This is a genomic window from Pseudomonas sp. AM8 (genome assembly GCF_036346475.1).
GTDB classification, from domain to species: domain Bacteria; phylum Pseudomonadota; class Gammaproteobacteria; order Pseudomonadales; family Pseudomonadaceae; genus Aquipseudomonas; species Aquipseudomonas marginalis.
In genome coordinates, this window is record NZ_JAOTNX010000005.1 from 413,688 (window position 1) to 425,706 (window position 12,019).

Below are 12,019 nucleotides of genomic sequence, written 5' to 3' on the forward strand. Positions count from 1 at the left end.
TCAGCACTCAAGGGGGGGCGCCCGCCAGGAAACATTTATTAATACATACCCGCCCTGATTGGTTATACGACGTCGTATCAATTGTGTTCGACTATCTCCGCTCTCACAAAAACAACAACGGAGACTCCCCTATGACCGATTTCCCTTCGATAGAAGGCAAGTCTGCCGCACCCGTAAGCGGCCATGTTGTACGACTACTCAAGTTATTAGGCCCAGGCGTGATCGCCGTCCTGTCTTGGCTGGGGGCAGGCGATTTGATTACTTCCTCCGTTGCCGGCGCGAATTACGGCTACGCCATGATGTGGGTGCTGGCAGTGTCCCTGCTGCTCAGGTACCTGATCGTCAACATCATTGCGCGCTTTCAACTGTGCAATAACCAAGGCATGACGATCCTTCAGGGTTATGCCCAGTTGAACCCGTTCTTCGCCTGGTTCCTGCTGGTGTACGCGCTGCTGATGGGGCATTTGATGAATGCCTACATGATCAAGGGGGCGGGTGAAGCCCTGGCCATGCTGTTCAAGACCGACTATGCGCTGCTGTGTTCGGTGGCGGTGGTGCTGGCGGTGTGGCTGCTGGTGGGGCGCAATATCTATTCGATGATCGAAGGCGTGATGAAAGGCCTGCTGGCAATCATGACCCTGGCGTTCATTGCCTTGGCGGTGATGTCCGGGCCGGATATGGCGGGCATTGTCAAAGGGACTATTGGTTTCAGCATTCCGCCGGATGAGGGCGTACACGGGGCGTTGCTGGTGGCTGTCTCGGTGATCGGCGCGGTGGCGGGCTCGATTGCCAACTTCGTGCACCCTTATGTCATGCGCCAGAAAGGCTGGGTCGGCCCACAGCACAAGCGCATCCAGCGTAACGACCTGCTATTCGCCGTGTTCGTCGGCATTGTGATCAATCTGGCGATCTGGATTGTGGGCGCCGAGATCCTGCGGCCCAACGGTATTGAAGTGAAGACCTTGGGCGACCTGGGCAAGGCGCTCGAAATCTTCTTCGGGCCGATCGGCTGGTACATTTTCTTTATCGGTGTATTCGCTACGCTGTTTGCCAGCATCTCCGGCAAAACCACGGCCTTTCCGATGCTGATCACCGATGCCTTCCAGCACGTACGGCCTGGGCGCCGGGAGCGTTACGGCAAAGAGTTTCACCATGACCCGATGCACAAGTGGTTCATGTTGTTCATCCTGGTGACCCCGCTGATCTGGTCGCTGCCGGGCATGCCGGACTTTGTCACGCTGACCATCGGCGTCAGCGCGTTGAACATCATTGGCTTGCCGGTGATTTCCCTCGGCTTGCTGATTATGTCCAACCAGAAGTCGCTGCTGAGCAAGGAATACCGCAATAACCTGTTCGAAAATATTGCGCTGCTCTTCGCCACGGGGCTGGCGCTGTGGGTTGCGTTCCAATTGGGTGTCGAACTGTTCAGTTGATGCCGGGCGGGCAGGCGTCGCAGCTGTTTGGCGCGACGCCTGCAAGCAATCAACGAAACGCCGGCACCACCTGCTCGATAAACAGTGCCAACGACTTCTTCTTCTCGGCATGGGGCAGGCTGTTGTCGCACCAGAAGCTGAACTCATCCACGCCCAGTTCCTGGTAGTAGCGGATGCGCGGGATGATTTCTTCGGCGGTGCCGATCATCGCGGTCTTGTGCAGGCTGTCCAGCTCGAACTCCGGGCGGGCGGCGAATTTTTCTTCCGGGCTCGGTGCCAGGAAGCCATTCACCGGCACCTCTTTATTGCCGAACCAGGCATCGAAGGTGCGATAGAACTTCGAGATCGCCTTGGCCCCGACTTTCCAGCCGTCCGGATCATCGGCGGCATGCACGTGGGTGTGGCGCAGCACCATCAGTTGCGGGCGCGGTACGCCGGGATTGTTGTCGAGGGCGGCCTGGAATTTGTTTTTCAGGTCGAGGACTTCTTCGTCGCCCTTCATCAGCGGCGTGACCATCACGTTGCAGCCGTTGGCGACTGCGAAGTTGTGCGAGTCCGGGTCGCGGGCGGCGATCCACATCGGCGGGTTGGGCTGCTGGATCGGCTTGGGCACGCTGGTGGAGGTGGGGAATTTCCAGATGTCGCCGTCGTGGGCGTAGTCGCCTTTCCACAACGCACGCACCACCGGCACCATCTCACGCAGCGCCTGGCCGCCGCTGGAAGCGGGCATGCCGCCGGCCATGCGGTCGAATTCGACCTGGTAAGCGCCACGGGCCAGGCCGACTTCCATGCGCCCGTTGCTGATCACGTCGAGCAAGGCGCATTCGCCCGCCACCCGCAGCGGGTGCCAGAACGGCGCGATGATGGTCCCGGCGCCCAGGTGAATGGTGGTGGTCTTGGCCGCGAGGTAAGCCAGCAGCGGCATCGGGCTCGGCGAGATGGTGTATTCCATGGCGTGGTGTTCGCCAATCCATACGGTGCTGAAACCGCCGGCCTCGGCCATCAGGGTCAGTTCGGTCAAGTCTTCGAACAACTGGCGGTGGCTGACACTTTCGTCCCAACGCTCCATGTGTACGAACAGGGAAAACTTCATGACGCTTACCTCTAATCTGTTGTTATTTTCCGCAAATACCGGGTTTGCAGGGAGGGTCAGGCAGGCAGGGGCAGGGTACCCATTTTGCCGTGGCAATACACCAGTGGACCATTGGCCTGCTCTGGCACGATCAGGTTCTTTACCGAGCCGACCATAATCGCGTGGTCGCCGCCTTCATATTCGCGCCACAGCTCACACTCGATCACTGCAGTGGCATTCGCCAGGATCGGGTTGCCCAGTGCGCTGAGCGTCCATTCGATGCCTTGGGCCTTGTCTTTGCCCTTGCGCGCGAAGGCGTAGGCTTCATTTTGCTGTCCGCCCGACAAGACGTGGATGGCAAAGTGCCTGTTCTTGATCAGAATGGGATAGGAGTCGGAGCTGTAATTGGGGCAGAACAGCACCAGGGCCGGGTCCATGGACAGCGAGCTGAACGCGCTGGCGGTGAGGCCGACGATCTGCCCGTCGTCATCGAGCGTGGTAATCACGGTGACCCCGGAAGGAAACGAACCCATCACTTGTTTGTAGATGGTGGCATCGATCATGTGACGGTCCTCTGGCGGTGAAACGGTTTTTATCGGGTTGTAGGTATGATGGTATACCGTAATACAAAGCTTGCAAGCGCTTTTTTAAATCCCTGATAAACGTCTTTTGTGGCGAAATATTCAATGAATACGGGGTGTTAGGTTTAAAAATCAAGGAATCAATACGACAAGGAACCGGATCAGTTGCAGGTAAAACCAGCGGATCAGTCTTGTGAAAATGTTGGAATACCATAATATGGTGTTCATCTGAGGGGCGGCCAGAGAGCTCCCCCGGTTTGGCGTCAAACAACTATAAGATCAGACAAACGCGAGTTCATTTCCATGCCCCAGATGTCCCGGCAAGACCCCCTGATCGAGCATCACACGGTCGATTACGTCCCCCTCGCAGAGCGCCATGGAAAGGCCCGCGACCTGTTCACCTTATGGTTCAGCACCAACATCGCACCACTGCCGATCGTCACCGGTGCCATGGTGGCCCAGGTGTTCCATCTCAATCTGGCGTGGGGCCTGCTGGCGATTGCCCTCGGGCATTTGCTCGGCGGCATCGTGATTGCCCTCGCATCGGCCCAGGGCCCGCGCATGGGCATCCCGCAGATGGTGCAGAGCCGTGGCCAGTTCGGCCGTTACGGCGCGCTGCTGATCGTGTTCTTTGCCGCGCTGATCTACATCGGATTTTTCATCTCCAATATCGTCCTGGCCGGCAAGTCCATCGTTGGCATCGTGCCGTCGGTGCCGGTGCCGGCGAGCATCCTGATCGGCGCCCTCAGCGCCACCGCCATCGGCGTGATCGGCTACCGCTTTATCCATACCCTCAACCGCATCGGCACCTGGGTGATGGGCAGCGCGTTGCTGGCCGGTTTTATCTACATCTTCGCCCATGACTTGCCGGCAGATTTCCTGACCCGTGGCGGCTTCAACGCCGCTGGCTGGTTGGCCACCGTGTCGCTGGGGGTGATCTGGCAGATCAGCTTTTCGCCCTACACCAGCGACTACTCGCGCTACCTGCCGGCGGATATCGGCATCACCCGGCCGTTCATTGCGACCTACTTGGGCGCCACCCTTGGCACCATCCTGTCCTTCGCCTTTGGCCTGGTAGCTGCACTGGCCACGCCCGAAGGCACCGAAGCCATGGTCGCGGTCAAGCAAGCCACCGGCTGGCTGGGGCCGATCCTGATGGTGCTGTTCCTGCTCAATATCATCAGCCACAACGCCCTGAATCTGTACGGCGCGGTGCTGTCGATCATCACCTCGGTGCAGACCTTCGCCAGCCAGTGGACCCCGAGCATCAAGGTGCGCGTGCTGCTGTCGGGCGTGGTCCTGGCCGGTTGCTGCGTGGTGGCGTTGGGTGCCTCGGCGGACTTCATCTCGCAATTTATCGGCCTGATCCTCGCGCTGTTGCTGGTGCTGGTGCCGTGGGCGTCGATCAACCTGATCGACTTCTACATCATCAAGCGCGGGGTCTATGACATTGCCTCGATCTTCCGGGCCGATGGCGGGGTGTATGGGCGTTTCAACCTGCATGCGATCGTGGCGTACTTCATCGGCATCATCGTGCAACTGCCGTTTGCCAATACGTCGCTGTATGTGGGGCCGTGGGCCAACCTGGTGGAAGGCGCGGACCTGTCGTGGCTGGTGGGACTGGTGGTGACGTGCCCGTTGTATTACTGCCTGGCGACACGTCAACACACCCGGAAGATCAGGGCGGCGCGGTTGGGCTACACCGACTGAGCCACTCCGCCGAACTCCTCCAACGCATCCCGCAACGCGCCCTCGAAGTATTCCTTCGAGGCGCGATCCCAGAGGATATGAAACGCCGGCAGCTCCACACTCCCTGTGTGGATGACAATCGCATTGACCCGCGCCACCGACGTCTGCGCCACCGCTCCCGGCTTGAAGGCCGGGAAATTGAGATCGACCCCGCACAGCTTGGCCATCACCTGCGCAATCAGGCCCCCGCTGAGTCGCACACAGGCATGGCTGTCCTGGCGCGGCAGCAGGTAATTGGCACGGTGGTCCAGTTCCCAACGCGCTTCTTCATCGGCAATCCGTTGCCCCTGATCCTGCGGGCTGCCCAGCACCAGGTATTCGTTCTGCGACAGGCGCGCCACCCAACTGCCGTCCGCTTGCGCGCTGGCTTGGTTGGGCGCGCCCGGCAACGTGAAGCCGCGCGCGGTAAGGTACTCGGTGCTTTGTGCGCCGCGAAAGCCGACCCGGGGCAGGTCGGTCTGGTCCTGCAACTGGCAGGGCGGCGTGAACAATTCGTGGGCTTTCAGACTGGTCATGGCTTAACCCTCCTGGCGTTGGTTGGTGGGGTCGAAGAACGGCAGTTGCACCACCTCGGCCTGGACGACGATGCCGCCCTCGACGCGAATCGGAATGCGCTGCCCCGGTGTGCTCTGGTCGATCCCGGCGTAGGCCAGGCCGATGATGCGGCCCAGGCTGGTGGAGTATTCGCAGGAGGTGACGTTGCCACTGATGTCCGCGCCGTTGAGTACCAGGTGGCCTTCCAGCGGTTGCACGCTGCCCTTGGGCAGGCTGAAGCCCACCAGTTTGCGTTTCAGCGGCTGGGCTTCGAGGATGTCCACCGAGCGGCGGCCGACGAAGAACGGCTTGTTGCGGCTGACCGCCCAGCCCATGTCGATTTCTGCCGGGTGAGTCATGCCGTCGGTGTCCTGGCTGATGATCACGTGGCCTTTTTCCAGGCGCAGCAGGCGTTGGGTTTCGACGCCGAAGGGGCGAATGTCAAAGGCCTTGCCGGCCGTCATCAACGCGTCCCACAACGCCAGGCCGTGGCGTGCCGGTACGTGGATTTCATAGCCCAGCTCGCCGACAAACCCGACCCGCAGCAAGCGCGCCTTGATCCCGGCCACCGTGCCCTGGCGCACGCCCAGGTAGGGGAAGCCTTCGGCACTGAGGTCGAGGTCGTTGCACACCTGCTCCAGCACCTTGCGCGAATCCGGCCCGGCCACGTTCACCGCACAGATCGCTGCCGTGACGTTGGTCACGTCCACGTCCAGGCGCCACTGTGCGTTCCACTTGAGCATCTGCTGGTAGATGCGGTCGACGCCGCTGGTGGTGGCGGTGACGTAGAAATGCTTGTCGGCCAGCCGCGCGCACACGCCGTCGTCGATCACCACGCCGTGTTCGTTGGTCATCAGCGCATAACGCGAACGGCCCACCGGCTGCTTGAGGAACGCGAAGGTGTACATGCGGTTGAGCAATTCGGCGGCGTCCGGGCCGCGCACGTCCAGGCCACCGAGTGTGGACACATCGATCAGCCCGACCTTGTTACGCACATGCAGCGCTTCGGCCTGCATGCACGCTTCGCGGTCCTGGGGCTTGCCGTAATAGGCCGGGCGCTGCCAGATACCGGCGGGCATCATCTTCGCCCCGGCTTGCACATGGCGCGCGTGCATCGGCGTTTGGCGGTAGGGGTCGAAGGCGCGTCCGGCGACATGGGCGAGTTTCTCCGCCACGAACGGCGGGCGTGCGGTGGTGACCCCGGTTTCGCTGATCGTGCGCTGGGTCGCCCAGGCCACCAGCCGTGCGGTCGGCAGCGCCGAGTGACGTCCCTGGGACGGACCCATGCCGACCGTGGAGTAACGCTTGACCAACTGCACATCGCGGTAGCCGATGCGGGTGGCGTTGACGATATCCGCCACTTGCAGGTCTTCGTCGAAGTCGACGAAATCCTTGCCCTTGGGGTGCGGGAAGATCGGCCAGTGGAAGTTGACCTGGGCTTCACTGCGCAGCGCTGCAGGCGGGCTCGGGCTGTTCAAACCGAGGGCGCACAGGCTGTCGGCGGCGGCGTTGGACCCATCCGCCAGCACATTGTCCAGTTGATGCCGACCGTGTACGGAACCGGCCACGCCCAGGTTGCGCGGCAGGCCACTGAGGCTGAACTCCGCCCGCGAGTCGTCATAGGCCAGCTTGCCACCGGCCTGGCATAGCAGCTGATAGACCGGCATATAACCGGCCGACATGCACAGCAGGTCGCAGTCGATCACTTGCCCGCTGGCGCTGACCTGGCCCTGGCCGGTGATCTGGCGCACATCGACGCCTTTCACATGGCGCAGGCCTTTTTCATGCAGGGCCTCGAACACGGTGCTGTTGCTCAGGCACGGGATCTTGCGCTGGGCCAGGGCACCCGGCAGGGCTTTGTCCGCCGGGGCGTGACGCAGGTCGATCACGGCGGCCACGTCCACGCCCTGGTCATGCAGGTCGAGGGCGGCGAGGTAGCCGTCATCGTTGCCGGTGAGTACCACTGCGCGCTTGCCGGGCTTGACTGCATAGAGCTTCATCAGGCGTTGCGCGGCGCTGGTGAGCATCACCCCCGGCAGGTCGTTGTTGCGGAAGACCACCGGTTGGTCGAACGAACCGCTGCACACCAGGCACTGTTGTGCGCGCACTTTGTACAAGCGCTTGCCCTGGATCACCGGCAGGTAGTTGTCGGTGAACCAGGCATTGCAGGTGGCGTCGGTGAGCACCTGGATATTCGCGTGTTGCTGTACCGCGCCGAGCAACTCGCGGCGCAGGGTGTCGGCACGGGTGCCGGCAATATCGAAGCGCGCGTAGGTCAGCGACCCGCCGAGAATAGGCTGCTGCTCGATCAGCAGCACCTTGGCGCCGGCATTCGCGGCGGTCAGCGCGGCCTGCAAGCCAGCGGGGCCGGCGCCGATCACGGCGAGGTCGGTGAACAGGTAGGCCTTGTCGTAGTACTCGGGTTGGAACGTCAGGTCGAGCACGCCCAGGCCGGCCTTTTTGCGGATGATCGGTTCCCAGACTTTCCACATGCCTTTGGGCTTGTAGAACGAACGGTAGTAGAAACCCACTGGCATGAACCTGGAGAACTTGCCCAGGTAGGCGTCCTTGTCGTTATCCAGCGAGCCGTTGACGTTCTGCGCCGTCACCGCCAGGCCGGCGGACAGCGCGTGGGCATCGGCCAATACGTTGGGTTCGCGGGGCAGTTGCACCAGGCTGTTGGCGTCATGGCCGGCCATGGTCAATGGGCCGCGTGGGCGGTGGTACTTGAACGAACGCGACATCAGGAAGCGCCCGTTGGCGAGCAGCGCGCTGGCGATGCTGTCGCCCTGCAAACCTTGGTAGGGCAGGCCGTCGAAACTGAAATCGAGTGGCTGGTCACGCTGGATCAGCAGGCCCATGGGGGCGGGGAGGCGGTTCATCCGGCGATCTCCTTGGCGGTGGTGAAGTCGACGCGGGTAGTGAACACTTCGCGCGGATCGAAGGTGCGCAGGATCTCGTCGGTGACCGTGTGGCGTTCGGCGAGGAACCAGTAACTGGACGGCGTGTGCATCCACCATTCGCGCACCACACCGGCGAGGTTGTCGGTGTTGAACACGTAGTCGGCCCATTCGGCATCGCTGCAGGTCAGCGGGTCGGGCATCGGTTTGAATTCACCGCCGTAGGTGAACTCGCTGATATTGCGCGGCCCGTTGAGCGGGCAAATCATGATTTTCATCGTCTGCTCTCCGTCAGTGGCTGGCCGCTGTGGCGCCCATTTCGTTGACTTGCTGGAAGGTCGAGAAACGTTCGAGGCCGAAGGGCTTGATCAAGTCCGGCACCTTGCCGCCGCTGGCGACCAGCTCGGCCATGGTCTTGCCGCAGATCGGCGTGGCCTTGAAGCCCCAGGTGCCCCAGCCGGCGTCGAGGTAGTAATTCTTCAGCGGCGACAGGCCCATGATCGGGCTGTAGTCGGGGGTCATGTCGGTGATCCCGGCCCACTGGCGCATCAACTTGGCGTTGGCCAGGAACGGAAACATCTCGATGGCATGGGCCAACAGGCTTTCCTTGAGGTCCAGGGTCGAGCGCGTGTTGAACAGCGGGTACGGGTCGGAACCGCCACCGAACACCACTTCGCCACGGCTGGTTTGCTGCACGTAGCAGTGCAGGGCCGAGGAACTCACCAACGGGTCGAGGAACGGCTTGAACGGCTGGGTGACCATGGCCTGCAACGGGAAGGTCTGGATCGGCGAACGGATACCGGCCTTGGCCATCAGCAGCGAGCTGTGCCCGGCAATCGCCTGCACCGCGCAGCCGCACCGGATGGTGCCGCGATTGGTTTTCACCGCGGTGATGGCACCGTTCTCGATCACCAGGTCCTGCACTTCAGTGAGCTGATGGATTTCCACGCCACGCTTGGCCGCCTGCTTGGCGTAGCCCCAGGCCACGGCATCGTGACGCGCGGTGGCGCCGTCGATATGCCAGAGCCCGGCGATTACCGGCAGGTGGCCGGGGTCGAGGTTGAGGCTGGGCACCAGCTCGCGGATCTGCTGGCGGTCGATCATCTCGGTACGCCCGCCGAAGTGTTTGTTGACCTCGGCACGCTGGCGGAACGAACGCACGGTGGCGTCGGTGTGGGCCAGGGTCAGTTGGCCGCGCTCGGAGTACATGATGTTGAAATCGAATTCGTTGGACAGCGACTGGAACATCTTCACCGACTCGGCATAGAAACGAACGCCTTCGCTGGTGAGGTAGTTGGAGCGGATCACCGCCGTATTGCGCGCGGTATTGCCGCCGCCCAGGTAGGCCTTTTCCAGCACCGCTATGTTGGTGATGCCGTGGTACTTGGCCAGGTAGTAGGCCGTCGCCAGGCCATGGCCACCGGCGCCGATGATCACCACGTCGTAACTCGACTTGAGTTCCTTGGGCGGTGGCAGGTCCACCTCCACCGGGTACTCCGAACTCAGCCCGTATTTCAATAGATTGAATGGCATACGGCCTCCGATTGGCTGCGTAGGGCGTGGTGTTGCGCCAGGGCGGCGGCCACGGTGTTTTTCATCAGGAAGGCAATGGTCATCGGCCCGACACCGCCGGGCACCGGGGTGATGGCGGCGACATGGGGCAGGGCGCTGTCGAAGTCGACATCACCCACCAGGCGGCTGCGGCCGTCGTCGTCGATGCGGTTGATGCCGACATCGATCACCACCGCGCCGGGCTTCAACCAGCTCGCGTCAATCAAGCGGGCGCGGCCCACGGCGGCGATCACGATATCGGCCTGGCGACACAGGGCCTGGGCGTCGTGGCTGCGCGAATGCAGCACGGTCACCGAGCAATCCGCCTTGAGCAGCAGCGCGGCCATGGGCTTACCGACGATGTTCGAACGGCCGATTACCACCGCGTGTTTGCCACGCAGGTCGCCGCAGGTTTGCTCCAACAGATACAGGCAACCGCTCGGGGTGCATGGCGTGAGCACTGCGCGGCCCTGGCTGAGGCCACCGACGTTCTGGCTGTGAAACCCGTCGACGTCCTTGTCTGGCGCGATGGCCTCCAGGGCGCGCAGTTCGTCCATCTGCGCCGGCAACGGCAATTGCAGGAGGACGCCGTGGATCGCCGGGTCGGCATTCAATTGGCCGATCAGGATCAACAAGTGTTCGGTGCTGGTATCGCCGGGCAGGCGATGCTCCACGGAGCGGATGCCCACCTCTTCGGCGCGCAGGATCTTGTTGCGCACATAGACCTGGCTGGCCGGGTCGCTGCCCACCAGGATCACCGCCAGCGCCGGTTGAATAGCCTGCCCATGCAGCCGCGCCACGTCCTCGCGCACTTGCAGCAGCACGCGCGCCGCGGCGGCTTTGCCGTCGATCAGTTTATGCGCGCTCACCGGAACACCACCGTTCTGTCCTGATTGAGGAAGACCCGGTGCTCCAGGTGGTACTTGACCGCCTTGGACAGGGCCACGGTTTCGGTGTCGCGGCCGATGGCGACCAGGTCGTCGGGCTTGTACACGTGGTCGACGCGCTGCACTTCCTGCTCGATGATCGGGCCCTCATCCAGGTCGCTGGTCACATAGTGCGCGGTGGCACCGATCAACTTCACACCGCGTTGATACGCCTGGTGATAGGGCTTGGCACCCTTGAACCCGGGCAGGAACGAATGGTGGATATTGATCGCCCGCCCCGACAGTTGCCGGCACAGGTCGTCGGAGAGGATCTGCATGTAGCGCGCCAACACCACCAGCTCGGTGCGGGTGTCGTCGACGATCTTCATCAGCTCGGTTTCCTGCGCGGCCTTGTTGTCCCTGGACACCGGCAGGTAGATAAAGCGAATGCCCTCGCGCTCGGCCATCGGCCGCAGGTCGAGGTGGTTGGAGACGATGGCGGTGATGGTCATGTCCATCTCGCCCTTGTGGTAGCGGTAGAGCAGGTCGGTGAGGCAGTGGTCGAACTTGCTCACCATCAGCATCACGCGCATCGGCTCGCGGGTGTCGTGCAGCTCCCACTGCATGTCGAAGGCCTGGGCGACATCGGCGAAACCGTCTCTGATCTCTTGCAGGTCGCCTGTGTGGCCATCGTTGAAACGGAACACGGCACGCATGAAAAAGCGGCCGCTGAAGTCATCATCGAACTGCGCCATTTCCCCGATGTAGCACGCCTTGTCCGCCAGGTAAGTGGTGACGGCAGCGACGATGCCGGACACGGCGGGGCACGTCACCTTGATGATGAAATGGTTTTTTTCGTGTTGCATGACACGTCCTCGGGATGATGGCGGCAGCTCATCGCATAGCGAAAAAATGTCTGAGGACAGCAGGCTCATTCCTTGAGCGCGTTTTCTTGTGGGGAATAAAATATTCCTGAAGTGGCTTTATAGGGGAATGGGGGCAGGGCGTCCAGGGTTTTTGGGAAAGTTTTTTAACTGAGGGGAAATTTTTGGGCTGGGCGCCACCAGTCACTATAGGACTTCGCCCCACACTCGCGGGTGGACGCGGTTAGAAATGGGGGAGGGGGGCTTGCCCCCGATGGCGGCCTCTGGGCCGACTATTTTTTTGGATTGGACCGGGTACATATCCGTTGCTGCGGTAACGGCGGCTTAGGGTTCCGCCCTTACGGCGGCTCACTTTTGGAAAGGCCCAAAAGTAAGCAAAAGGCCTTCGCCCCAACACTCGGTGCCTCGCCTAGGCTCGGCATGCCCTCACTCCGGCTTTGGAGCGTGGG

At 62.0% G+C, this 12,019-nt stretch carries 10 protein-coding genes; 2 read left to right on the forward strand and 8 right to left on the reverse strand.

The features are described from left to right. Positions 1 to 131 precede the first annotated feature (131 nt). Positions 132 to 1,433 (forward strand): Nramp family divalent metal transporter, encoded by a 1,302-nt coding sequence (locus V3W40_RS15605; RefSeq protein WP_074846027.1) that lies wholly within the window; start codon positions 132 to 134, stop codon positions 1,431 to 1,433. A gap of 49 nt (positions 1,434 to 1,482) precedes the next feature. Here V3W40_RS15605 and V3W40_RS15610 read toward each other — a convergent pair whose 3' ends face one another. Both V3W40_RS15610 and V3W40_RS15615 read right to left on the reverse strand, forming a co-directional pair. After that, the gene (locus V3W40_RS15610) at positions 1,483 to 2,526 is read right to left on the reverse strand and encodes an LLM class flavin-dependent oxidoreductase (protein ID WP_064052580.1); all 1,044 of its coding nucleotides are present in this window, start codon (positions 2,524 to 2,526) and stop codon (positions 1,483 to 1,485) included. Between the two features lie 56 nt (positions 2,527 to 2,582). Then, complete coding sequence (locus V3W40_RS15615) at positions 2,583 to 3,068, reverse strand: flavin reductase family protein (RefSeq protein ID WP_323147169.1); 486 nt, start codon at positions 3,066 to 3,068, stop codon at positions 2,583 to 2,585. 321 nt (positions 3,069 to 3,389) lie between these two features. Here V3W40_RS15615 and V3W40_RS15620 point away from each other — a divergent pair, with 321 nt between their 5' ends. After that, positions 3,390 to 4,796, forward strand: a complete 1,407-nt coding sequence (locus V3W40_RS15620; protein ID WP_137213130.1) for a purine-cytosine permease family protein — start codon at positions 3,390 to 3,392, stop codon at positions 4,794 to 4,796. Here V3W40_RS15620 and V3W40_RS15625 read toward each other — a convergent pair. The 6 genes from V3W40_RS15625 to purU are packed head-to-tail and all read right to left on the reverse strand — an operon-like array spanning position 4,784 to position 11,552. Continuing rightward, positions 4,784 to 5,350: a sarcosine oxidase subunit gamma gene (locus tag V3W40_RS15625; RefSeq protein WP_330215301.1), complete on the reverse strand. Its 567-nt coding sequence runs from the start codon at positions 5,348 to 5,350 to the stop codon at positions 4,784 to 4,786. The genes V3W40_RS15620 and V3W40_RS15625 overlap by 13 nt on opposite strands. A 3-nt stretch (positions 5,351 to 5,353) precedes the next feature. Further along, positions 5,354 to 8,251 (reverse strand): 2Fe-2S iron-sulfur cluster-binding protein, encoded by a 2,898-nt coding sequence (locus tag V3W40_RS15630; protein WP_065925513.1) that lies wholly within the window; start codon positions 8,249 to 8,251, stop codon positions 5,354 to 5,356. Beyond that, positions 8,248 to 8,547, reverse strand: coding sequence for a sarcosine oxidase subunit delta (locus tag V3W40_RS15635; protein WP_065925512.1), 300 nt, complete (start codon positions 8,545 to 8,547; stop codon positions 8,248 to 8,250). The genes V3W40_RS15630 and V3W40_RS15635 overlap by 4 nt, the downstream gene beginning before the upstream one ends. A gap of 13 nt (positions 8,548 to 8,560) precedes the next feature. After that, positions 8,561 to 9,802 carry an FAD-dependent oxidoreductase gene (locus V3W40_RS15640; RefSeq protein ID WP_065925511.1) on the reverse strand — a complete coding sequence of 414 codons (1,242 nt, stop codon included), beginning with the start codon at positions 9,800 to 9,802 and terminating at the stop codon, positions 8,561 to 8,563. Beyond that, positions 9,784 to 10,689, reverse strand: a complete 906-nt coding sequence (gene folD / locus V3W40_RS15645) for a bifunctional methylenetetrahydrofolate dehydrogenase/methenyltetrahydrofolate cyclohydrolase FolD (protein WP_065925510.1) — start codon at positions 10,687 to 10,689, stop codon at positions 9,784 to 9,786. The genes V3W40_RS15640 and folD overlap by 19 nt, the downstream gene beginning before the upstream one ends. After that, positions 10,686 to 11,552 carry a formyltetrahydrofolate deformylase gene (gene purU, locus V3W40_RS15650; protein ID WP_065925509.1) on the reverse strand — a complete coding sequence of 289 codons (867 nt, stop codon included), beginning with the start codon at positions 11,550 to 11,552 and terminating at the stop codon, positions 10,686 to 10,688. Before purU ends, folD begins: the two co-directional genes overlap by 4 nt. Positions 11,553 to 12,019: the final 467 nt, after the last annotated feature.

Bases quoted from the DNA above. Each gene is read 5' to 3' on its own strand.
- V3W40_RS15630 (WP_065925513.1), bottom strand. From the start codon at position 8,251: ATGAACCGCCTCCCCGCCCCCATGGGCCTGCTGATCCAGCGTGACCAG.
- V3W40_RS15620 (WP_137213130.1), top strand. From the start codon at position 3,390: ATGCCCCAGATGTCCCGGCAAGACCCCCTGATCGAGCATCACACGGTC.
- V3W40_RS15635 (WP_065925512.1), bottom strand. From the start codon at position 8,547: ATGAAAATCATGATTTGCCCGCTCAACGGGCCGCGCAATATCAGCGAG.
- purU (WP_065925509.1), bottom strand. From the start codon at position 11,552: ATGCAACACGAAAAAAACCATTTCATCATCAAGGTGACGTGCCCCGCC.
- V3W40_RS15640 (WP_065925511.1), bottom strand. From the start codon at position 9,802: ATGCCATTCAATCTATTGAAATACGGGCTGAGTTCGGAGTACCCGGTG.
- V3W40_RS15605 (WP_074846027.1), top strand. From the start codon at position 132: ATGACCGATTTCCCTTCGATAGAAGGCAAGTCTGCCGCACCCGTAAGC.
- V3W40_RS15610 (WP_064052580.1), bottom strand. From the start codon at position 2,526: ATGAAGTTTTCCCTGTTCGTACACATGGAGCGTTGGGACGAAAGTGTC.
- V3W40_RS15615 (WP_323147169.1), bottom strand. From the start codon at position 3,068: ATGATCGATGCCACCATCTACAAACAAGTGATGGGTTCGTTTCCTTCC.
- V3W40_RS15625 (WP_330215301.1), bottom strand. From the start codon at position 5,350: ATGACCAGTCTGAAAGCCCACGAATTGTTCACGCCGCCCTGCCAGTTG.